The 19,605-nt window shown below is 70.0% G+C and carries 20 protein-coding genes; 13 read left to right on the top strand and 7 right to left on the bottom strand.

From position 1 onward, the window contains the following. Positions 1–151: 151 nt before the first annotated feature. The gene (locus MHN84_RS15305) at positions 152–1,207 is read left to right on the top strand and encodes a ferredoxin--NADP reductase (protein ID WP_241205389.1); all 1,056 of its coding nucleotides are present in this window, start codon (positions 152–154) and stop codon (positions 1,205–1,207) included. A 22-nt stretch (positions 1,208–1,229) separates the two neighbouring features. Then, a complete protein-coding gene (locus MHN84_RS15300) occupies positions 1,230–1,808 on the top strand; it encodes a hypothetical protein (protein ID WP_241205388.1) in 579 nt (192 codons plus the stop codon). Here the strand turns inward: MHN84_RS15300 and MHN84_RS15295 are convergent. After that, the gene (locus MHN84_RS15295; RefSeq protein WP_241205387.1) at positions 1,805–3,916 is read right to left on the bottom strand and encodes an acyl-CoA dehydrogenase; all 2,112 of its coding nucleotides are present in this window, start codon (positions 3,914–3,916) and stop codon (positions 1,805–1,807) included. The genes MHN84_RS15300 and MHN84_RS15295 overlap by 4 nt on opposite strands. A 297-nt stretch (positions 3,917–4,213) precedes the next feature. Between MHN84_RS15295 and kstR the strand changes: the two genes are divergently transcribed. Together kstR and otsB are read left to right on the top strand one after the other, a co-directional pair. Continuing rightward, complete coding sequence (kstR, locus tag MHN84_RS15290; protein ID WP_172835681.1) at positions 4,214–4,828, top strand: cholesterol catabolism transcriptional regulator KstR; 615 nt, start codon at positions 4,214–4,216, stop codon at positions 4,826–4,828. 19 nt (positions 4,829–4,847) lie between these two features. Beyond that, complete coding sequence (otsB, locus tag MHN84_RS15285; RefSeq protein ID WP_241205386.1) at positions 4,848–5,594, top strand: trehalose-phosphatase; 747 nt, start codon at positions 4,848–4,850, stop codon at positions 5,592–5,594. Here the strand turns inward: otsB and MHN84_RS15280 are convergent. Next, positions 5,591–6,691, bottom strand: a complete 1,101-nt coding sequence (locus tag MHN84_RS15280; RefSeq protein WP_241205385.1) for a LacI family DNA-binding transcriptional regulator — start codon at positions 6,689–6,691, stop codon at positions 5,591–5,593. The two genes, otsB and MHN84_RS15280, sit on opposite strands and share 4 nt — an antisense overlap. A gap of 113 nt (positions 6,692–6,804) precedes the next feature. Between MHN84_RS15280 and MHN84_RS15275 the strand changes: the two genes are divergently transcribed. The 4 genes from MHN84_RS15275 to MHN84_RS15260 are packed head-to-tail and all read left to right on the top strand — an operon-like array spanning position 6,805 to position 10,159. Beyond that, positions 6,805–7,707: a metal ABC transporter solute-binding protein, Zn/Mn family gene (locus MHN84_RS15275; protein ID WP_241205384.1), complete on the top strand. Its 903-nt coding sequence runs from the start codon at positions 6,805–6,807 to the stop codon at positions 7,705–7,707. A gap of 9 nt (positions 7,708–7,716) precedes the next feature. Further along, positions 7,717–8,544: a metal ABC transporter ATP-binding protein gene (locus MHN84_RS15270; RefSeq protein ID WP_241205383.1), complete on the top strand. Its 828-nt coding sequence runs from the start codon at positions 7,717–7,719 to the stop codon at positions 8,542–8,544. Beyond that, positions 8,537–9,385: a metal ABC transporter permease gene (locus tag MHN84_RS15265; protein ID WP_241205382.1), complete on the top strand. Its 849-nt coding sequence runs from the start codon at positions 8,537–8,539 to the stop codon at positions 9,383–9,385. The genes MHN84_RS15270 and MHN84_RS15265 overlap by 8 nt, the downstream gene beginning before the upstream one ends. A 9-nt stretch (positions 9,386–9,394) precedes the next feature. Then, positions 9,395–10,159, top strand: coding sequence for a LamB/YcsF family protein (locus MHN84_RS15260; protein WP_241205381.1), 765 nt, complete (start codon positions 9,395–9,397; stop codon positions 10,157–10,159). On the opposite strand, the gene MHN84_RS15255 is transcribed toward MHN84_RS15260, so the two are convergent. Beyond that, a complete protein-coding gene (locus MHN84_RS15255) occupies positions 10,152–10,466 on the bottom strand; it encodes a helix-turn-helix transcriptional regulator (RefSeq protein ID WP_241205380.1) in 315 nt (104 codons plus the stop codon). The two genes, MHN84_RS15260 and MHN84_RS15255, sit on opposite strands and share 8 nt — an antisense overlap. Before the next feature lie 103 nt (positions 10,467–10,569). On the opposite strand from MHN84_RS15255, the gene MHN84_RS15250 reads away from it, so the two are divergent. Genes MHN84_RS15250 through MHN84_RS15240 form a run of 3 tightly spaced genes read left to right on the top strand, consistent with a single transcriptional unit; the run spans position 10,570 to position 13,948 of the window. Continuing rightward, positions 10,570–11,772 carry an MFS transporter gene (locus MHN84_RS15250; RefSeq protein WP_241205493.1) on the top strand — a complete coding sequence of 401 codons (1,203 nt, stop codon included), beginning with the start codon at positions 10,570–10,572 and terminating at the stop codon, positions 11,770–11,772. A 32-nt stretch (positions 11,773–11,804) separates the two neighbouring features. Next, a complete protein-coding gene (locus tag MHN84_RS15245; RefSeq protein ID WP_241205379.1) occupies positions 11,805–12,719 on the top strand; it encodes an MBL fold metallo-hydrolase in 915 nt (304 codons plus the stop codon). Continuing rightward, complete coding sequence (locus MHN84_RS15240; protein WP_241205378.1) at positions 12,710–13,948, top strand: SLC13 family permease; 1,239 nt, start codon at positions 12,710–12,712, stop codon at positions 13,946–13,948. Before MHN84_RS15245 ends, MHN84_RS15240 begins: the two co-directional genes overlap by 10 nt. On the opposite strand, the gene rlmB is transcribed toward MHN84_RS15240, so the two are convergent. From rlmB to carD, 4 genes are read right to left on the bottom strand one after another with little or no spacing between them, the layout of a single operon-like run. Then, positions 13,945–14,886: a 23S rRNA (guanosine(2251)-2'-O)-methyltransferase RlmB gene (rlmB, locus tag MHN84_RS15235; protein WP_241205377.1), complete on the bottom strand. Its 942-nt coding sequence runs from the start codon at positions 14,884–14,886 to the stop codon at positions 13,945–13,947. The genes MHN84_RS15240 and rlmB overlap by 4 nt on opposite strands. Further along, entirely contained in the window at positions 14,887–16,278 is a 1,392-nt protein-coding gene (cysS, locus tag MHN84_RS15230; protein WP_255730483.1) for a cysteine--tRNA ligase, read from the bottom strand. Between the two features lie 47 nt (positions 16,279–16,325). Beyond that, positions 16,326–16,808: a 2-C-methyl-D-erythritol 2,4-cyclodiphosphate synthase gene (gene ispF, locus MHN84_RS15225; RefSeq protein WP_241205375.1), complete on the bottom strand. Its 483-nt coding sequence runs from the start codon at positions 16,806–16,808 to the stop codon at positions 16,326–16,328. Position 16,809: 1 nt separating this feature from the next. Further along, positions 16,810–17,298 carry an RNA polymerase-binding transcription factor CarD gene (carD, locus tag MHN84_RS15220; RefSeq protein WP_167097262.1) on the bottom strand — a complete coding sequence of 163 codons (489 nt, stop codon included), beginning with the start codon at positions 17,296–17,298 and terminating at the stop codon, positions 16,810–16,812. 241 nt (positions 17,299–17,539) lie between these two features. Here carD and MHN84_RS15215 point away from each other — a divergent pair, with 241 nt between their 5' ends. Then, positions 17,540–18,139: a hypothetical protein gene (locus MHN84_RS15215; protein ID WP_241205374.1), complete on the top strand. Its 600-nt coding sequence runs from the start codon at positions 17,540–17,542 to the stop codon at positions 18,137–18,139. 61 nt (positions 18,140–18,200) lie between these two features. Continuing rightward, positions 18,201–19,586, top strand: coding sequence for a DNA repair protein RadA (gene radA, locus MHN84_RS15210; RefSeq protein ID WP_241205373.1), 1,386 nt, complete (start codon positions 18,201–18,203; stop codon positions 19,584–19,586). The last annotated feature ends 19 nt before the right edge of the window (positions 19,587–19,605 follow it).

Raw genomic sequence — 19,605 nt, 5'->3', positions numbered from 1 at the left:
CCTTCCCAGGAGTAGGGACCTGCACAAAGATTAGAACACGTTACGATTTGTGTCGAGTAGCGGTGTCCTGTGGTGGCTGGACCAGCGGACATGCGTTTCTGTAACCTGTTCTAGTTATCAGCCCCCGACGGTGTGGAAGAGAGAGCCGCCTGTGACCGACGAGCCATTGGGTGCGCACGTGCTCGAGCTGGAGATCGCGAAGGTGATCGACGAGACGGCCGACGCCCGCTCGTTGGTGTTCACCGCGACCGACGGGGTGCCCGCTGACAAGCTGCGGTACTCGCCCGGTCAGTTCCTGACCCTGCGTGTGCCCAGCGACAAGACCGGCTCGGTGGCCCGCTGCTACTCGCTGTGCAGCTCACCGCACACCGGAGACCCCCTCACCGTCACCGTCAAGCGCACCGTCGACGGCTACGCCTCCAATTGGCTCTGCGACAACGTTCACCCCGGCATGCGCATGCACGTGCTGGCCCCGTCCGGCACCTTCGTGCCCGCCGACCTCGACACAGACTTCCTGCTGCTGGCCGCGGGCAGCGGCATCACGCCGATGATGGCCATCTTGAAGTCCGCGTTGAATCAGGGCCGCGGCCGCGTCACGCTCGTCTACGCCAATCGCGACCAGGACTCGGTGATCTTCGCCGCCGCGCTGCGCGAGCTCGCGGCCGCACACCCCGACCGGTTGACGACGGTGCACTGGCTCGAGTCCGTGCAGGGGCTGCCCACCACGGCCGCACTGACGGCGCTGCTCGCGCCCTACCGCGACCGCGAAGCGTTCCTCTGCGGGCCCGGCCCGTTCATGGCCGCCGCCCAGGAGGCGTTGAACGCGTGCGGCTCGGCACCCGAGCGCGTGCACATCGAGGTGTTCAAGTCCCTGGACTCCGATCCGTTCGCCGCGGTCGTCCTCGACGACACCGACGACGGGGACGAGGGCCCCGCGACCGCGGTGGTGACCCTCGACGGCACCACCCACGAACTGAGCTGGCCACGGCGCGCGAAGTTGCTCGACGTGCTGCTGGACAAGGGGCTCGACGCACCGTTCTCCTGCCGAGAGGGGCATTGCGGCGCCTGCGCGGTGGTCAAGAAATCGGGTGACACCGAGATGGAGGTCAACGATGTGCTCGAACAACAGGATCTCGACGAGGGCCTGATCCTGGCGTGTCAGGCGCATCCGCTCTCGGATTCGGTCGAAGTGACCTATGACGAGTGAGCCGCGCGCTAGGTTCGCCAGAATGAAGCGGCTCGCGGTGGTAGGTGCGACGACCCTGGCGATGGCGGCCCTGATGCAGCCGGCGACGGCGTCCGCCGCATCGGACACCAAGACCAGTTCGATCGCCGTCGACCCCGCCACGTCCATCCAGATGCAGGTCTCGGCCAACTGTGACGCGGGCCAGAACCGGTGCTTCTTCACCACCACCGCGAGCCTGCTCACCCCGAGCGGGCCCACCGGGTTCCCCGGCGACACCTGGGCGCGTCAGACCGTCACGTTGCGCAGTTCGGACCGCGACGTGTGGCAGCAGGCGTGGTACAGCGCGCCGTCGGGCAATCCGCGCGAACTCAAGGGCGCCAACCACCAGAACGTGCTGTCCAAGATGTACCGCTCGCTCAACGACGTCGAGCTGTCGATCACCTATTTCGGCGGTGGCGATATCGCACGGTTCACCTCCGACGGGGACTCGGTACCCACGCAGTGGCAGAACGGCTTACCGGCCACGGGCGCCGACTTCATCGCGTGCTCGCAGATCCAGGTGGTCTACAGCGGGGTCAACCTGACCACGCCGACCGCTTGCGCGCAGACCCGCTTCGGCTAGCGCGGCAGCCCGAGCAGCCGCTCGCCCGCCATCGTCAGCAGGATCTGCTCCGTGCCTCCGGCGATGGTCAGGCACCGCGTGTTCAAGAAGTCGTGCACCTGCTGGTTCTCCACCGCACCGGCACCGTCGGAAAGCTCCATGCGGAATTCCGCGAGCGCCTGGCGGTACCGCACACCGATGAGCTTGCGGGCGCTGGCCTGCGGGCCGGGGTCCCGGCCACCGACCGCGAGCTGCGCGATGCGCTGATCCAGCAGCGAGCCCACCTGGGCGGTGCAGATCAGCTCACCGAGCCGATCCTGTTGCGCGTCATCGACATCCGCCTCTGACAGCGCGCGCAGCAGCTCTTCCATCGGGTTGCCCAGCGCGGTGCCCTGGGCCATCGCGACCCGCTCGTTGGCCAGCGTGGTGCGCGCCAGCTTCCACCCGTCGTTGACCGCACCCACCACCATCTCGTCGGGCACGAACACGTCGTCGAGGAACACCTCGTTGAACAGTTCGTCGCCGGTGATCTCACGCAGCGGACGGATCACGATGCCGGGGCTGGTCATGTCGATCAGGAAGTACGTGATGCCCTTGTGTTTCGGCGCGTCGGGGTCCGTTCTCGCCAGACACACACCCCAGTGCGCCTTCTGCGCCGCCGAGGTCCACACCTTCTGTCCGGTGAGCTTCCAACCGCCTTCGGCACGAACAGCTTTGGTGCGAAGCGCGGCCAGATCCGAGCCGGCGCCCGGCTCGCTGAACAGCTGACACCATTGCAGGTCGCCGCGCAGCGTCGGCGGGACGAACTGCTCGATCTGCTCGGCGCTGCCGTGCTCGAGGATCGTCGGGACCGCCCACCACCCGATCACCAGATCCGGGCGGGTGATGCCGGCGGCTGCCAGCTCGGAGTCGATGAGCAGCTGCTCGGCCGGGCCCGCGTCGCGGCCGTGCGGGCGCGGCCAGTGCGGTGCCAGCAGGCCCGTCTCGGCCATCACGACCTGCCGACGGTCTTGCGGTGCAGCGGCGACTTCGGCTACCGCAGAAGCGATCTCGGGTCGCAGATCGGCCACCGAGGCGAGGTCGACGTGCAGTTCGCGGCGCACCCCCTGCTGCGTGAGCGCGGCGACCCGGCGCAACCAGTGAGACCGGCCGCCCAGGAACTGCCCGATGCCGTAGGCGCGCCGTAGGTACAGGTGCGCGTCGTGCTCCCAGGTGATGCCGATACCGCCCAGCACCTGGATGCAGTCCTTGGCGTTGGCCGTGGCTGCCTCGATACCCACCGACGCGGCCAGCGCCGCGGCGATCGACAGCTGCTGGTCGTCGGATTCGCTTGCCGCGCGGGCGGCGTCGGCGGCGGCCACCGAGGCCTGCTCGCTGCGCAACAGCATCTCGGCGCACATGTGCTTGATCGCCTGGAAGCTGCCGATCGGCTTGCCGAACTGCTCGCGCACCTTCGCGTACTCGGTCGCCGTCGTCAGCAGCCAGCGCGCCACTCCGGCGGCCTCGGCCGCCGCCACGGTCGCCGCGAGGTCCACCACACGTTGTGGGGAACACGCGAGCACCGTGGCGGGCGCCCCGTCGAGAGTCACCCGGGCCAGCGGGCGGGAGAAGTCCGTGGCCTTGCGGGCTTCGACGACGACTCCGGCCGCGGTCGCATCGACCAGCACCCACACGTCACCGGCAGGGAGCAGAAGCACGCCGTCAGCGGTCGCGCCCAGCACGGTCGGGGCGGTGCCCGACACCGTGTCACCCGTCAGCGTCAGCTCCGCGCGCACCGCGACACCGGCCGTGCGCGCTCCGGCGGCCAGCGCTTCGACGAGTTCGCGGTGGGCACCGTCGAGCAGGAGCGTGGCCAGGGCGGTGGTGGCCACCGGACCCGGGATCAGACCGGCGGCGGCTTCCTCGAGCATCGCGCAGAGGTCGGCGATCGTGCCGTCGGCGCCGCCGAGGTCTTCGGGAAGCGCCACCCCGAACATGCCCAAGGCAGCCAGCGCATCGAAGGGTGCGCGCCAGGCGTCGGTCGAGCCGTGCTCCACGTCGCGGACCGCCTCCAGCGACGTCGAACCCGCTGCCCAGTCACGGACGAGTTCGCGTGCCGCGGACTGCTCGTCGCTGATCGTTGCCGACACCGTGACTCCTAGGCTTTGGGTGAGAACCCCGTGCTTCCCACTAGAACGTGTTCTAATAGTGCCAGTGTTCGAACGTCAAGTCGAACGCCATCGCAGCAGACCAGATCGTTGGTGACGGGCAGAGGGTGGCGAGAAAGTCGCGACCGGAATGCGTATCGTTTTCCTTCGGTTGCATTCCCATGCATCTGCCGCAGAACACTGAAGGAGTCACGCCGCATGTCCGGGTCGTCTCAGTCCGCAACAGGGTCGTCGGCGCGCGCCGACGGCGCGGGAGCGGACGCCCGCCCCCGGCAGGTGATGAACGTCGCGGTGCTGGCGGAATCCGAACTCGGCTCCGAGGCGCAGCGCGAACGGCGCAAGCGCATCCTCGACGCGACCCTGGCGATCGCGTCGAAGGGTGGCTACGAGGCCGTGCAGATGCGCGCCGTGGCAGAGCGGGCCGACGTCGCGGTGGGCACGCTGTACCGCTACTTCCCGTCGAAGGTGCACCTGCTGGTCTCCGCGCTGGGCCGCGAGTTCGAACGCATCGACGCCAAGACCGACCGCTCCGTACTGGCCGCGGGCGCGACTCCGTATCAGCGGCTCAACATCATGGTCGGCAAGCTCAACCGCGCCATGCAGCGCAATCCCCTGCTCACCGAGGCGATGACACGCGCGTTCGTGTTCGCCGACGCGTCGGCCGCCGGCGAGGTCGACTACGTCGGCAAGCTGATGGACTCGATGTTCGCCCGGGCGATGAGCGAGGGCGAGCCGACCGAGGACCAGTACCACATCGCGCGCGTGATCTCCGACGTGTGGCTGTCGAATCTGCTGGCCTGGCTCACCCGCCGCGCCTCGGCCACCGATGTGAGCAAGCGACTGGATCTCGCGATGCGACTGCTCATCGGCGACGGTGAGCAACCCAAGATCTGAGCCGCCTAAGATCGGCCCTGTGTTACCCCCCGAGCTGTCTGACGCCCTGGCTGCCGCGGCTCGGGCACCCCGGCTGCTCGTCACCTCCGACTTCGACGGCACGCTGGCCGAGATCGTCTCGAACCCCGCCGACGCCCGCCCGCTGCCCGCCGCCGCCGACGCGCTGGTCGCGTTGGCGGGTCTGCCCGAGACCGAGGTGGCGTTGATCTCCGGGCGTGCGCTGCGCGATCTGCGGACGCTCTCGTCGATGCCCGCGGCCGTGCACCTGGTCGGCAGCCACGGCGCGGAGTTCGACTCCGGCTTCGCCCACGACATCGACACCGATCTGCTGAACAGCATCACCGAGACGCTGTCGGCGATCGCCGCGGACAGGGCCGGTGTCACGGTCGAGACCAAGCCCGCCAGCGTCGCGCTGCACGTCCGCAACGCCTCCGATACCGACGGTGAGGCGGCGCTGGCCGCGGCCCGAGATGCCGCCGAGAGCTGGGATGCCCATGCCACGGCCGGCAAGGCGGTGCTCGAGTTCGCGGTGATCTCCACCGACAAGGGTGAGGCGCTCGACATCCTGCGCGCCGAACACCGCGCCGCCGCCGTGGTGTTCTTCGGCGACGACGTGACCGACGAGAAAGCGTTCCGCAGGCTGACCGACGCCGACGTCGGGGTCAAGGTGGGCCCCGGCGACACCGCCGCCGCGTACCGGGTCGATGCGCCCGAGGACGTCGCGGCCGCGCTGGCGGAGCTGCACCGCGTGCGGGCCGGCGGTTAGGAAGGCGGGCCCGACGTCCGGCCGCGCACCAGCTCGGTGTCGAGCACCTCGACCACCGGCAGCCCGGAACGCGGTGGGTTGTGCAGCAATTCACCTGCGCGACGGCCCTTTTCGACACTCGGCTGACGCACCGTGGTCAGCCCACGCGACAGCGCCTCCGGCACGCCGTCGAAACCCGTCACCGTCATCTGTCCCGGCACGTACACCCCGCGGGCCCGCAGCCGGTCCATCGCCGAGAGCGCGAGCACGTCGGCAGTACACATCAGCGCGGTGATCCGGGGGTTGGCTTCCAGTGCGACGTCGGCTCCCGCGCCGCCCGAGGTCGGCAGGTGCTCGTAGCTCTCCACGACCGTCAGCGCACCAGGGTCGAGACCCGCGCCCGCCAGCGCGTCGTGAACCCCGAGGATGCGTTCGCTCTGCACCTGGAATTCCGGGTTACGGACGCGGGCGGGGTCGGCGAGCGCCGGCCGGGGGTCGCCGTGCGGCCACTCCCGGCCCAGCCGCATGGTCAGCAACCCGATCTCCCGGTGCCCGAGCTCGAGGACGTGCTCGGCGAGACCACGCATCGCCGCGCGATCGTCGATGCCCACCCGCGACGCCCCGGCCACGTCCTTGGGCTGGTCGACCACCACGACGGGCAGGTGCCGCTGCAGCACCACCGGTAGGTACGGGTCGTCGTCGGAGGCCGAGTAGATGACGAACCCGTCGACGCCTGCGGCGAGGACCGCGGCCGTGCCGTCACTCACGCTGCGATTCGGGCCGACGGCGACCAGCAGCAGCCCCTGACCGACCGCCTCGCAGGATTCGGCCAGACCGGCGACGAAATCCAGCGCGGCCGGATCGGAGAACGAATAGTTCAACGGTTCGGTGATGATCAGGCCCACCGCGCCGGCTTTGCGGGTCCGAAGCGAACGGGCGACCGGATCGGGTCCGGGGTAGCCGAGCCGCTTGGCCGTCGATAGCACCCGCTCGCGCAGTTCGGCCGAGAGCTGATCGGGACGGTTGTAGGCGTTCGAGACGGTGGTGCGCGACACCTTTAGTTCGGCGGCCAGCGAGGCCAGGGTCGCCCGCCGCCGGGGCGCCGGAGACCTGGACATGCATTCAGACGTTAGTAGATCGTGGTTCACACGGCGGTGTGCACGCACCGGCGGCGATACGCTACATTGAACCAGTTATTGGAAACGATTTTCATTTGTATCAGGAGTTGCGCATGCGAGCCCTCGTTGCCGTGCCGTCAGTCGCGATGGCCGCCCTACTCGTCCTCACCGGCTGTTCGCAGACCCCCCCGAACACCGAACACGGCACACTCAACGTCGTCGCCTCGACTGATGTCTGGGGCAGCGTCGCGGCCACCGTCGTCGGCAACCACGCCACCGTCACGTCGATCGTCAACGGCACCGTGGAGGACCCCCACTCCTTCGAGGCGAGCCCGGCCCAGGTCGCCCAGATCGCCGACGCCTCACTGGTCGTCTACAACGGCGACCACTACGACCACTGGATGGACGACGTGCTGGAGAACTCGCACGACATCCCCGCCATCGCCGCGGCCTCGCTGTCGCCGGATCAACCGCCGGCCAACGAACACCGGTTCTACGACCTCCCCACCGTCAAGATCGTCGCCGAGAACATCGCCGACACGCTGGGCAAGAACGATGCCGAGCACGCCGCGGACTACACCGCGAACGCGGACAAGTTCGGCGCGGCCCTGGACACCCTCATCCTGGCTCAGCACGGCATCGGCCAGGCTCACCCCGGCGCCTCGGTGGTGTCCACCGAACCCGTCGCCTTCTACGCGCTGCGCAACGCGGGAATCGCGGACAAGACGCCGCCGTCGTTCGCCAACGCCGTCGAGGAAGGCGGCGACCCGTCGCCGGCCGACCTGGCCACCGTCTTGGACCTGATCGGCAAGCGCGAGGTCTCCGCCGTCGTGGTGAACAGCCAGACCGCGGGCCCGGTCACCCAGCAGCTCTCCGAGGCCGCCCGGAGGGCCGTGGTCCCTGTCGTCACGGTCACCGAGACCCTGCCCGAGGGCATGGACTACCTGCAGTGGCAGCGCAAGGTCGTCGACGACATGGCGGCCGCGTTGGATAGTCCGCCCCCGCCCAGCCGATAATCACCCGTCGTGGCCACCGATGACGTCGTCGAACTGACCGGCGCGCGCCTCGCCTTCGGCGATCGCGTCCTGTGGGACGACTTCGATCTCACCGTGCGCGCCGGCGAGTTCATCGCGGTACTCGGCCCCAACGGCACGGGCAAGACGTCACTGCTCAAGGTCTTGCTCGGCCAGGTGCCGCTGAGCGCGGGCAGCGTCACCGTGGCCGGGGGGCCGGTGACCGCGGGCAGCCGGCAGATCGGCTACGTGCCCCAGCACCGCTCGATGGACCGCGGCCTGTCCCTGCGCGGCGCCGATCTCGTCGGCCTCGGCTACGACGGGCACCGGTGGGGCTTCGCCGGCTGGGGCGGCGCGGCACGCCGGGCACGACGCGCCGCAGTCACACGGGCACTGGCACAGGTCAACGGCGAGGCGTTGGCGCACACGTCGGTCGGCGTCATGTCCGGCGGCGAATTGCAGCGGGTGCGCGTGGCCCAGGCGCTGGTGACCGATCCGGTGCTGTTGCTGTGCGACGAGCCGCTGCTCAACCTCGATCCGGCCAACGCCAACCTGGTCTCCTCGCTGATCGATCAGCGCCGCCGCGACGCCCGCACCGCGGTCCTGTTCGTCACACACGAACTCGACCCGGTCCTGCCGTACGTGGACCGGGTCGTGTACCTCGTCGACGGCCGCTTCCGCGTGGGCACCGTCCCGGAGGTGATGAACTCGGCGACTCTCTCGCAGCTCTACCACTCCGACATCGAGGTGCTCGAGGTCGGCGGACGCTACATCGTGGTCGGCGATCAGAGCCAGTACCAGCATCACCACTGCGACCGCGCGGAGCACGCCGGTGAATGACAAGCTCGCCACGGCCGTCGCGAACTTCTTCGATTTCTCGACCACCGCGGATCTGCTCGGCCGCGATTTCGTTCAGCAGGCCCTGCTCGCGTCGGTGCTGCTGGCGTTGGTCTCCGGCATCATCGGCCCGCTGATCGTCATGCGGCAGATGTCCTTCGCGGTGCATGGATCGGCCGAATTGTCGCTCACCGGCGCGGCATTCGCGTTGCTCACCGGATTCAGCATCGGCGTCGGCGCGCTGGTGGGCTCCGCCCTGGCGGCCATCCTGTTCGGCATACTCGGCCAGCGCGTGCGCGAACGGGACTCCGCGATCGGCGTCGTCATGGCGTTCGGTCTGGGCTTGGCGGTGCTGTTCATCCACCTCTATCCGGGTCGCACCGGTACCAGCTTCGCGCTGCTGACCGGTCAGATCGTCGGTGTCGGCTACTCCGGCCTCGCGCTGCTCACCGTGGTCACCGTGGTCGTCATCGCCGTGCTGGCGCTCTGCTATCGACCGTTGCTGTTCGCCACCGTGGACCCCGAGGTGGCTGCGGGCCGCGGTGTGCCGGTGCGCGGGCTCGGCATCGTGTTCGCGGCGCTGGTCGGTGTGACGGCCGCCCAGGGCGTGCAGATCGTCGGCGCCCTGCTGGTCATGAGCCTGCTGATCACGCCGGCCGCCGCGGCGGCGCGGGTGTGCACCTCGCCGGCGAAGGCGATGGTCGCGTCGGTGGCGTTCGCCGAGACCGCGGCCGTCGGCGGCCTGGTGCTCTCCCTGGCTCCCGGCGTCCCCGTCTCGGTGTTCGTCACGACGATCTCGTTCGCGATCTTCCTGGTCTGCTGGCTGATCGGCAGCCGCCGCTAGGCTGGCGGAGTGACCAGCCGGACGGTCGATCTCAACGCCGACCTCGGCGAGAGCTTCGGGGTGTGGCAGCTGGGCGACGACGAGGCCATGCTCGGCATCGTCACCAGCGCCAACGTCGCGTGCGGTTTCCACGCCGGCGACGCGGCCACCTTGGCACGTACCTGCCGGCTTGCCGCCGACCGCGGTGTGCAGATCGGCGCCCAGGTCAGCTATCGGGATCTGGCGGGCTTCGGCCGCCGCTTCATCGACGTGCCACCCGAGGATCTGACGGCCGACGTCGTGTACCAGATCGGGGCGCTGTCGGCACTCGCCGCCGCGGCCGGCTCGGCGGTCTCCTACGTCAAACCCCATGGCGCCCTGTACAACTCGGTAGTGAGCCACCGCGGTCAGGCGCGTGCGGTGATCGCGGCGATACATGCTGTCGACCCGGCGCTACCGGTGCTCGGACTCGCCGGGTCCGTGCTGTTCGCTGAAGCGGAGGACAAGGGCGTGCGCACGGTGCCCGAGGCGTTCGCCGACCGGGCCTACCGGCCCGACGGACAGTTGGTGTCGCGACGTGAGCGCAATGCAGTGCTGCACGACCCCGACGAGATCGCCGAGCGGGTCATCTCGATGGTCACCCGGGGACGGGTGAGCGCCGTGGACGGCTCGACGATTCCGATCTCAGTGGAATCGGTGTGCGTGCACGGCGATTCGCCCGGGGCGGTGCAGATCGCCACCACGGTGCGGGAACGGCTCCGGGCCGAGGGCGTCGAGCTGAGCGCGTTCAGCTGACGCCGACCGCGCGATTGGCGCCGCGCACGATGCTGTCGAGAAGGCCGGGCAGCGCGGCCTCCACCTCGTCGGTGCGCAGCCGCTGGTAGGTGAGCCCGTCGCGGGTCAGCCGCTCGGTCAGCCCGGCCTCGCGCAGGATCCTGAAGTGGTGCGTGGCCGTCGACTTGTTGATGCCGTCGTAGAGGGCGCCGCACTGCACGGAGGCGCCTGCGTTGTGCAGGCGGCGGACGATCTCCAACCGCACCGGATCATGCAGGGCGGCCAACACCTGCTGCACCGGGGCCACCGGCTGCGTGTCTACGGGCATGGCGTGTCCTTCACCACGTCGGGTTTGATGATTGTCGAACCCAGCGTACTCTCGAGCGGGTTCGATGTCCGTCGTACTGTACTCGACGCAGAAGGGACTCCAGATGGTGGCGATCGACCGTCCGATCACCGAGACGCAACGCTGGGCGTACCCGCTGCTGCTCGTGCTCAGCGGGGTGGCCCTCGGTGTCTCCGGCGTTCCCGCACCGCTCTACGGCATCTACGAATCGAACTGGCACCTCTCCCCGTTGGCCACCACGATCGTCTTTGCCGTCTACGCGGTCGCCGCGCTCGGCGCTGTGCTGGTCTCGGGGCGCATCTCCGACGTGGTGGGGCGCAAGCCGGTACTCGTCGGCGCGCTGATCGCCCTGCTCGTCGGGCTGGGCGTCTTCCTGATCGCCGACACCATGGCCCTGCTGCTGCTCGCCCGCGCCATCCACGGTGCTGCCGTCGGATCGATCGTCGTCGCCGGCGCGGCCGCACTGCTCGACCTGCGCCCCGACCATGGCGTGCGCAGCGGGCAGCTGTCCGGAGTCAGCTTCAACGTCGGCATGACCGTCGCGATCCTCGGCTCCGCGCTGCTCGCCCAGTACGCACCGCATCCGCTGCGCACGCCCTACGCGGTGGTCGCGGTGGTGTGCCTGATCGTCGGGGTGGGCGTGCTGGCCCTGCGCGAACCACACACCGCGCGCAGCGCCGGGCCCATCCGGATCGCGCGGCCCGCGGTGCCGCGCGAGATCCGCGGGGACTTCTGGTTCTCCGCGACAGGCGCGATGGCGTCCTGGTCGGTGCTCGGCGTGCTGCTGTCGCTGTACCCGTCACTGGCGGCCCGCCAGACCCACATCGACAACCTCGTGTTCGGCGGAGCCGTCGTGGGCAGCACCGCGTTCGCCGCGGCCCTGGCACAGCTCGCCGCGACGAGACTGCCCGCCAAGTACTCCGCGATCATCGGGGACGTCGGGATGGCGGTGTCGCTGCTCTTGACCATCCCGGTGCTGCTGACCCACCAACCGCAGCTGGTGTTCGTGGCCGCAGCGTTGCTCGGCGCGACGTTCGGACTCGGCTTCGGCGGGTCGCTGCGCCACCTGTCCGACGTGGTGCCGGCCGGCCGACGCGGCGAGACGATGTCGGCGTTCTACCTGGCGGCCTACTCCGCGATGGCCGTGCCGACACTGGTGGCAGGCTGGGCGGCCACGCGGTGGGATCTGGCCGCGGTGTTCCCGTGGTTCGCCGGCGCGGTGGCCGCGGCATGCCTCGGCGCTGCGGCAACCGGGCTGCGCCAGCAGTTCGCACAGCGCACCTCCTAGAGCACCCAGGATCGCCCCCTAGGGTTGCCGTCATGCGCCTCAAGCTCGGCAGGCCCGACCTCGCCGCGTACGCCGATCAATTCGACGTACCCGCGGCGACGACCGGGTCGCCGGTGACGGTGACGTGGGCCGGCGTCACGACGCTGCTCGTCACCGACGGAGACTCCGCGGTGCTGACCGACGGCTTCTTCTCCCGACCCGGCCTCGTCGCCGTCGCCACCCGGCCCCTGCGGCCGTCACCATCCCGCATCGATGCGGCACTGACCCGGCTCGGCATCACGCACCTCGACGCGGTCACCCCGGTCCACACCCATTTCGACCACGCCATGGACTCCGCCGTCGTCGCGACCAGAACCGGTGCCCGGCTGCTCGGCGGGACCTCGGCCGCGCAGATCGGCCGCGGAGCGGGCCTCGACCGCGTCGACGTCGTCACCCCCGGCGAACCCGTCACCACCGGCGCCTTCGACGTCACCCTGATCGAAGGCCACCACTGCCCTCCCGACCGGTTCCCCGGTCAGATCACCGCGCCGGTCCGGCCGCCGGCCCGCGCGTCGGCGTACCGCTGTGGCGAAGCGTGGTCCACGCTGATCACCCACCGCCACAGCGGGCGGACCATCCTGATCGTCGGCAGCGCCGGCTTCCGCCGCGGCGCCCTGGCCGGCCGGCGCGCCGAGGTGGCGTACCTCGGCGTCGGCCAACTCGGGCTGCAGCCGCGAAGCTATCTCGTCGAGTACTGGACCGAGACCGTCCGCACCGTCGGGGCGCGCCGCGTCGTGCTCATCCACTGGGACGACTTCTTCCGCTCCCTCGACCAGCCGCTGCGCGCGCTGCCCTACGCCGCCGACGACCTCCACGCATCCGTGCGCACCCTTGCCACGCTCGCCGCCGAGGACGGCGTGCCCCTGCACTTCCCGACCCTCTGGCAGCGCGCCGATCCATGGCTCTGATCCTGTCGGTGGCCGCGCTCGTCGCGGTCCTGGGTTTCGCGCTGCTGCGCCCGCACGGCTGGCCCGAGGCGGTGGTGGCGGTTCCCGCCGCCGCGCTCGTCATCGTCACCGGCGCGATCGACTGGCAGGGCGCGTGGGCCGAGATCAGCGAACTCGCGCCCGTCGTCGGCTTCCTCGCCGCGGTGCTGGTGCTGGCGCGGCTGTGCGACGACGAAGGCCTGTTCCACGCGACCGGTGTGCTGATGGCCCGCGCGACCTCTGGCGGCCAGCACCGGCTGCTGCTGTCGGTGTTCGGGGTCTCGGCCGCCGTCACGGCGATCCTCAGCCTGGACGCCACGGTCGTGCTGCTCACCCCCGTGGTGCTCGCGACGGCACGCACGCTGGCCGTGCCCGCCCGGCCGCACGCCTATGCGACCGCGCACCTGTCCAACAGCGCCTCGCTGCTGCTGCCGGTGTCCAACCTGACGAACCTGCTGGCGTTCAGCGCCGCCGGACTGACGTTCCTACATTTCGCCGCGCTGATGTCGTTGCCGTGGCTGGCCGCCATCGCAGTCGAATACGTGTTGCTGCGCATGCTCTTTCGTCGCGATCTCGCGGTCGAACCGCAGCCCGCGCCGCGCGAACCCGTCGAGCTGCCGCTGTTCGCTCTGGTCACCGTCGGGCTCACGCTGGCCGGGTTCGCGGTGACCTCCCTGGTGGGTCTGTCGCCGGCGTGGGCGGCCCTGGCCGGGGCTGTGGCGCTCGGCGTGCGCGGGCTGGTGACTCGGCGCACATCGGTCCGCAGGATCGTCGTCGCGATCGACGTGCCGTTCCTGGCGTTCGTGCTGTGCTTGGGCGTGGTCGTCGCCGCGGTGATGCGCAACGGCCTCGAAGCCGCGATGCACCGGGTGCTGCCCGACGGACAGGGCCTGGTGGCGCTGCTCGGCATCGCCGCGGTGGCCGCGGTGCTGTCCAACATCGTCAACAATCTGCCCGCGGTGCTCGTACTGCTGCCGCTCGCGGCACCCGTCGGCCCGGCCGCGGTCCTGGCCGTGCTGATCGGTGTCAACATCGGCCCCAACCTCACCTATGTGGGATCGCTCGCGAACCTGCTGTGGCGCAGCGTCGTCCGCCGCGACATCAACCCCAGCTTCGCCGAGTTCAGCCGCGTCGGATTGGTCACCACCCCGGTGACTCTGGTCGCGGCCGTGCTCGCGCTGTGGGCCGGGCTCGAGCTGATCGGCGTCTAGCTGCGGCGCTGGCGGGCGATCTCGGCCAGCACCACGCCTGCGGCCACCGACGCGTTGAGCGATTCGGTGGGCCCGGCCATCGGTATCGACACGATGGCATCGCAGGTCTCCCGCACCAATCGGGACAGCCCCTTGCCCTCGGACCCGACCACCACCATGATCGGGCCGCTACCGTCGATGTCGTCGATCGCGGTGTCCCCACCGGCGTCGAGCCCGACGATCTGAATGCCCGCATCGGCGTACTGCTTCAACGCGCGCGTGAGATTGGTGGCCCGGGCGACCGGGGTGCGTGCGGCCGCGCCGGCGCTGGTGCGCCACGCCACCGCCGTCACGGACGCCGACCGGCGCTGCGGGATCAGCACGCCGTGGCCGCCGAACGCGGCGACCGAACGGACGATGGCCCCGAGGTTGCGCGGGTCGGAGATGTTGTCGAGCGCCACCAGCAGCGGCGGTGCCACATCTTTCTTCGCCTGCGCGAGCAGGTCGTCGGGATGGGCGTAGGCGTAGGGCGGCACCTGCAGCGCGATGCCCTGGTGCAGGCCGTTGGCCGCGATCCGGTCCAGGTCGTGCTTGGGCACCTCAAGGATGGCGATGCCGCGATCGGCCGCGGTCTGCACCGCCTCGGTCAGGCGTTCGTCGGAGTCCGCGCCCAGCGCGACGTACAGCGCCGTCGCCGGCACACCCGCGCGCAGGCACTCCACCACCGGATTGCGGCCCAGGACGGTCTCGGTGTCGTCGGTCCTCTTGTGCCTGCCCTGCGCCTGCCGCGCCGCCTTGGCGGCGCGTTTGGCCGCCGGGTGATTGGGCCGCTGATGCGCGGGCGGCGTCGCCCCCTTGCCCTCCAGGCCGCGCCTTCGCACGCCGCCGGAGCCGACCGTCGGACCCTTCTTCGTCCCTGCCTTGCGTATCGCGCCGCGGCGCTGAGAATTGCCCGCCATCTACTTGTCCGTTCCGTCGCTGAGAGACCATTGCGGACCGTCGGCGGTGTCGGTCACCTCGATGCCGGCTTCCTTGAGCCGGTCCCGGATCGCATCGGCCTCGGCCCAGTCGCGGCGCGCCCTGGCCTCACCGCGACGGCGCACCTCGGCCTGGACGAGGACGTCGACGGCGGCCAATGCGGCGGACGTCTCGTCGCGGGACTCCCAGCGCTCGTCGAGTGGGTCGGCGCCCAGGATGCCCATCATCGCCCGGATCGACATCGCCTGCGTCAGCGCCGACTCGTGGTCGCCGGCGTCCAGCGCGCGATTGCCCTCGGCGCGGGCGGCGTGCACCTCGGCCAGCGCCATGGGCACCGACAGGTCGTCGTCGAGCGCGGCGCCGAACTTCGGTGTCCACTCGCCCGGCACCACCGCACCCACGCGATTGCGCACGCGATGCAGGAAATCCTCGATACCGCTGTAGGCCTTCGCCGCGTCGGCCAGTGCGGTCTCGGAGAACTCGAGCATCGACCGGTAGTGCGCGCTACCGAGGTAGTACCGCAGCTCCGCGGCCCGAACCCGTTGCAGCACAGCAGGAATGGCGAGCACATTGCCCAGCGACTTGCTCATCTTCTCGCCACCCATGGTGACCCAGCCGTTGTGCAACCAGAACCGGGCGAAACCGTCACCGGCCGCCTCGGCCTGGGCGATCTCGTTCTCGTGGTGCGGGAACACCAGGTCCATGCCGCCGGCGTGGATGTCGAATTCGGCGCCCAGGTACTCGTGGGCCATCGCCACACACTCGGTGTGCCAGCCGGGCCGGCCGCGTCCCCACGGCGTCGGCCAGGACGGCTCGCCGGGCTTGGCGCCCTTCCACAGCGTGAAGTCCCGCTGATCCCGCTTGCCGGTCGCGACCCCCTCGCCCTGGTGCACGTCGTCGATCCGGTGCCCCGACAGCTTGCCGTAGTCGGGCAGCGTCGCGACGTCGAAGTACACGTCGCCCGCCCCGGTGTAGGCGTGGCCGCGCTCGATCAACCGCTCGATCAGCTCGACCATCTGCGTGATGTGCCCGGTGGCCCGCGGTTCGGCCGACGGCGGCAGCACACCCAGCGCGTCGTAGGCCGCCGAGAACGCACGCTCGTAGGTCGCCGCCCACTCCCACCACGGCCGGCCCGCGTCGGCCGCCTTGTTCAGGATCTTGTCGTCGATGTCGGTGACGTTGCGGATGAACGCGACGTCGTAGCCCTTGGCGGTCAGCCACCGCCGCAGCACGTCGAACGCGACGCCGCTGCGCACATGGCCGATGTGCGGCAGACCCTGAACGGTGGCACCGCAGAGGTAGATGGAGACGTGGCCGGGCCGCAGCGGCGCGAAATCGCGCACACCGCCAGACAAGGTGTCATACAGCCGCATGGGAGCTGCAGGGCGTTCGGTCACGACGGGCCAGCTTACCGGCCGGATCAGGCAGAACCCGCATCGCTTGTCACCAGGGCCGTCGCGAGCGCCGCCAGACCCTCACCCCGTCCCGTCAACCCGAGCCCGTCGGTGGTGGTGGCCGATACCGACACCGGTCCACCCACGAGCGCGGACAGCAGCTCCTGCGCTTCCGCCCGGCGTGGGCCGACCTTGGGACGGTTGCCGATGACCTGCACCGCGGCGTTCCCGACGCGCAGCCCGGCGTCGTCGAGCAGAGAACGGACGTGGCGCAGCATGTCCGCGCCCGACACCCCCCGCCATTCGGGACGGTCGGTGCCGAAGACCTCACCGATGTCGCCCATGCCCGCTGCGGACAGTAAGGCGTCGCAGAGAGCATGGGCGGCGACGTCGCCGTCGGAGTGACCGGCACAACCGTCGGCGTCGTCGAACAGAAGACCCAGCAGCCAGCACGGCCGCCCCGCTTCCACCGGGTGGACGTCGGTACCGAGACCGACGCGAGGAATCACGTCAGGACGCGGCGGCGAGAACCTCGTCGAGGATGATCGACGCCTTGGCGTCGTCGGTGTTCTCGGCCAGCGCCAGTTCGCCGACGAGAATCTGCCGAGCCTTGGCCAGCATCCGCTTCTCGCCCGCGGAGAGCCCGCGCTCCTGATCACGACGCCACAGATCGCGAACGACCTCGGCGACCTTGTTCACGTCACCGGAGGCCAGCTTCTCGAGATTGGCCTTGTAGCGGCGCGACCAGTTCGTCGGCTCTTCGGTATGCGGGGCACGAAGCACCTGGAAAACCTTGTCGAGGCCCTCCTGGCCGACGACGTCGCGCACCCCCACGTATTCGGCATTGTCCGCAGGCACCCGGACAGTCAGATCGCCCTGGGCGACCTTCAAGACGAGGTATTCCTTCTGCTCGCCTTTGATGGTTCGGGTTTCGATCGCCTCGATCAACGCAGCACCGTGGTGTGGATAGACGACGGTGTCTCCGACCTTGAAAATCATCAGATTCGAGCCCCTTTCACATGACGAGTTTAACACGGGCCGTTTCCGGGGGTGCACCAACGATGCAGGTCAGGGGCACCGACGGGCAACATCGGGGGTTGACAGGGGCCCGATTCCGTGCAAGGCGGGCGCCTGGTGCGCCCTGCGCTACCGCCGGCAATCGCGACCTACTACTCTGCATAGTCGAACGATGGAGACCGGCATGTCACGTCGCGTTGCCGGCCGAGCAGGAGGCACCTGAGTGAAACCCTTGGATCGGCGCACTTCTGTCACGACCGCCGTGGCGACGGCAGCGATCGCGCTGTCGGCCGTGCTGAGCGGCTGCGGTGCCGGTCAGGTGTCCCAGACGGCCACGCAGGAGCCGGCGATCAACGGTACGAGTGGCAAAGCCGGCCCCATCGCGCTGCGCAACGTCCACCTGCGCGCCCAGCAGACATCGGACTACGTGCGTCCGGGCAGCGACGTGGAGCTGATCTTCACCGCCGCAAACACCTCGCCCGACACCAACGACAAGCTCGTCCGCATCACGTCGGACATCGGCTCGGTGTCGCTGACCGGCGGTAGGGATCTGCCCGCCAACGGGGCATTGATCGTCGGCACCCCGGACGGGCAGACCACGCCGCTGGAGGCGGTCGAGCCCGCCGATGCGGCCCAGGCGCGCGTCGCGCTGACCAAGCCGATCACCAACGGCCTGACCTACGACTTCACGTTCACGTTCGAGAAGGCGGGAGACACCACGGTGCCCGTGCCGATCTCCGCCGGCGAATCGCCGCGGCGCGAGGTCTCCGACGCCGGAGCAGCGGTCTCGGAGAGTTCCGGCGAGCACGCGGGCGGACACTAGCCACCCGACACGGGCGCGCCGCGCCCACCACTTGTCGGTGCGGGCCGATACCGTCGCACTCGTGGCCCGGCCTTCGAAAACACGTTCGCAATATCGATGCTCGGAATGCCACCATCAAACGCCCAAATGGGTGGGTCGCTGCCCCGACTGCGGGACATGGGGCACGGTCAACGAGGTGGCCTTGGCCGCCGTCGGCGGGACAGCGATCCGCCGAGCCATCGCCCCCGCCTCCCCCGCCGTACCCATCAGCGCCATCGACCCCGGGCGCACACGGCACTACCCCACCGGCATCGGTGAGCTCGACCGGGTTCTCGGCGGCGGCGTGGTGCCCGGCTCGGTCACTCTGCTCGCCGGCGATCCCGGTGTCGGAAAATCGACGCTGCTGCTCGAGGTCACACACCGCTGGGCGCAGATGGGGCGTCGTGCGCTCTACCTCTCGGGTGAGGAATCGGCCGGTCAGATCCGGCTGCGGGCCGAGCGCACCGGATGCACGCACGACGAGGTCTACCTGGCCGCCGAATCCGACCTGCAGACCGCGCTCGGCCACATCGACGCGGTCAGGCCGTCGCTGGTCGTCGTCGACTCGGTGCAGACCATGTCGACGACCGAGGCCGACGGTGTCACCGGCGGGGTGACCCAGGTTCGGGCCATCACCACCGCCCTGACGATGACGGCGAAGACGACCGGGGTCGCCATGCTGCTCGTCGGCCACGTGACCAAGGACGGGGCGATCGCCGGGCCTCGCTCGCTGGAGCACCTCGTCGACGTCGTGCTGCACTTCGAAGGCGACCGCGCGTCGGCGCTGCGGATGGTGCGCGGCATCAAGAACCGGTTCGGCGCCGCGGACGAGGTCGGCTGTTTCCTGTTGCACGACAACGGAATCGAGGGCGTTGCGGACGCGTCGGGCCTGTTCCTGGACCAGCGTCCCAAACCGGTGCCCGGCACCTCGGTGACCGTCACGCTCGACGGCAAACGCCCGATGATCGGCGAGGTGCAGGCGCTGATCGGCTCCCCCGCCAGCGGCAGCCCGCGTCGCGCGGTCAGCGGCATCGATTCCTCCCGCGCGGCGATGATCACCGCGGTGCTGGAGAAGCGGGCGCGGCTGCCCGTCGGCGCCAACGACATCTACCTGTCCACGGTCGGCGGCATGCGGCTCACCGATTCGTCATCGGATCTCGCCGTCGCGCTGGCGATCGCCTCCGCGTACACCGATCTGGCGATGCCGACATCGGCGATCGCGATCGGCGAGGTCGGCCTGGCCGGCGATCTGCGCCGGGTCACCGGGATGGACCGCCGGTTGGCCGAGGCCGCCCGCCTCGGGTTCACCACGGCCGTCGTGCCGGCCGGGCTGACCTCGGCGCCCGCCGGGTTGCGGACCTTCGAGGCCGACAACATCTCCTCGGCATTGCAGGTGCTCCGCCGGATCAGCCAGAATGACGCGAACTGAGCCAACTCTCGAGGGGATC

The organism is Mycobacterium sp. PSTR-4-N (genome assembly GCF_022348085.1).
GTDB lineage: Bacteria > Actinomycetota > Actinomycetes > Mycobacteriales > Mycobacteriaceae > Mycobacterium.
The sequence above is the reverse complement of the archived record's forward strand: the minus strand, read 5'-3'. Positions and strand labels throughout refer to the sequence as shown.

Coding starts and splice junctions, on each gene's coding strand:
- MHN84_RS15250 (WP_241205493.1), top strand. CDS start 10,570: ATGGTGGCGATCGACCGTCCGATCACCGAGACGCAACGCTGGGCGTAC.
- MHN84_RS15240 (WP_241205378.1), top strand. CDS start 12,710: ATGGCTCTGATCCTGTCGGTGGCCGCGCTCGTCGCGGTCCTGGGTTTC.
- carD (WP_167097262.1), bottom strand. CDS start 17,298: ATGATTTTCAAGGTCGGAGACACCGTCGTCTATCCACACCACGGTGCT.
- kstR (WP_172835681.1), top strand. CDS start 4,214: ATGAACGTCGCGGTGCTGGCGGAATCCGAACTCGGCTCCGAGGCGCAG.
- MHN84_RS15245 (WP_241205379.1), top strand. CDS start 11,805: ATGCGCCTCAAGCTCGGCAGGCCCGACCTCGCCGCGTACGCCGATCAA.
- cysS (WP_255730483.1), bottom strand. CDS start 16,278: ATGCGGCTGTATGACACCTTGTCTGGCGGTGTGCGCGATTTCGCGCCG.
- rlmB (WP_241205377.1), bottom strand. CDS start 14,886: ATGGCGGGCAATTCTCAGCGCCGCGGCGCGATACGCAAGGCAGGGACG.
- MHN84_RS15300 (WP_241205388.1), top strand. CDS start 1,230: ATGAAGCGGCTCGCGGTGGTAGGTGCGACGACCCTGGCGATGGCGGCC.
- MHN84_RS15275 (WP_241205384.1), top strand. CDS start 6,805: ATGCGAGCCCTCGTTGCCGTGCCGTCAGTCGCGATGGCCGCCCTACTC.
- MHN84_RS15255 (WP_241205380.1), bottom strand. CDS start 10,466: ATGCCCGTAGACACGCAGCCGGTGGCCCCGGTGCAGCAGGTGTTGGCC.
- MHN84_RS15280 (WP_241205385.1), bottom strand. CDS start 6,691: ATGTCCAGGTCTCCGGCGCCCCGGCGGCGGGCGACCCTGGCCTCGCTG.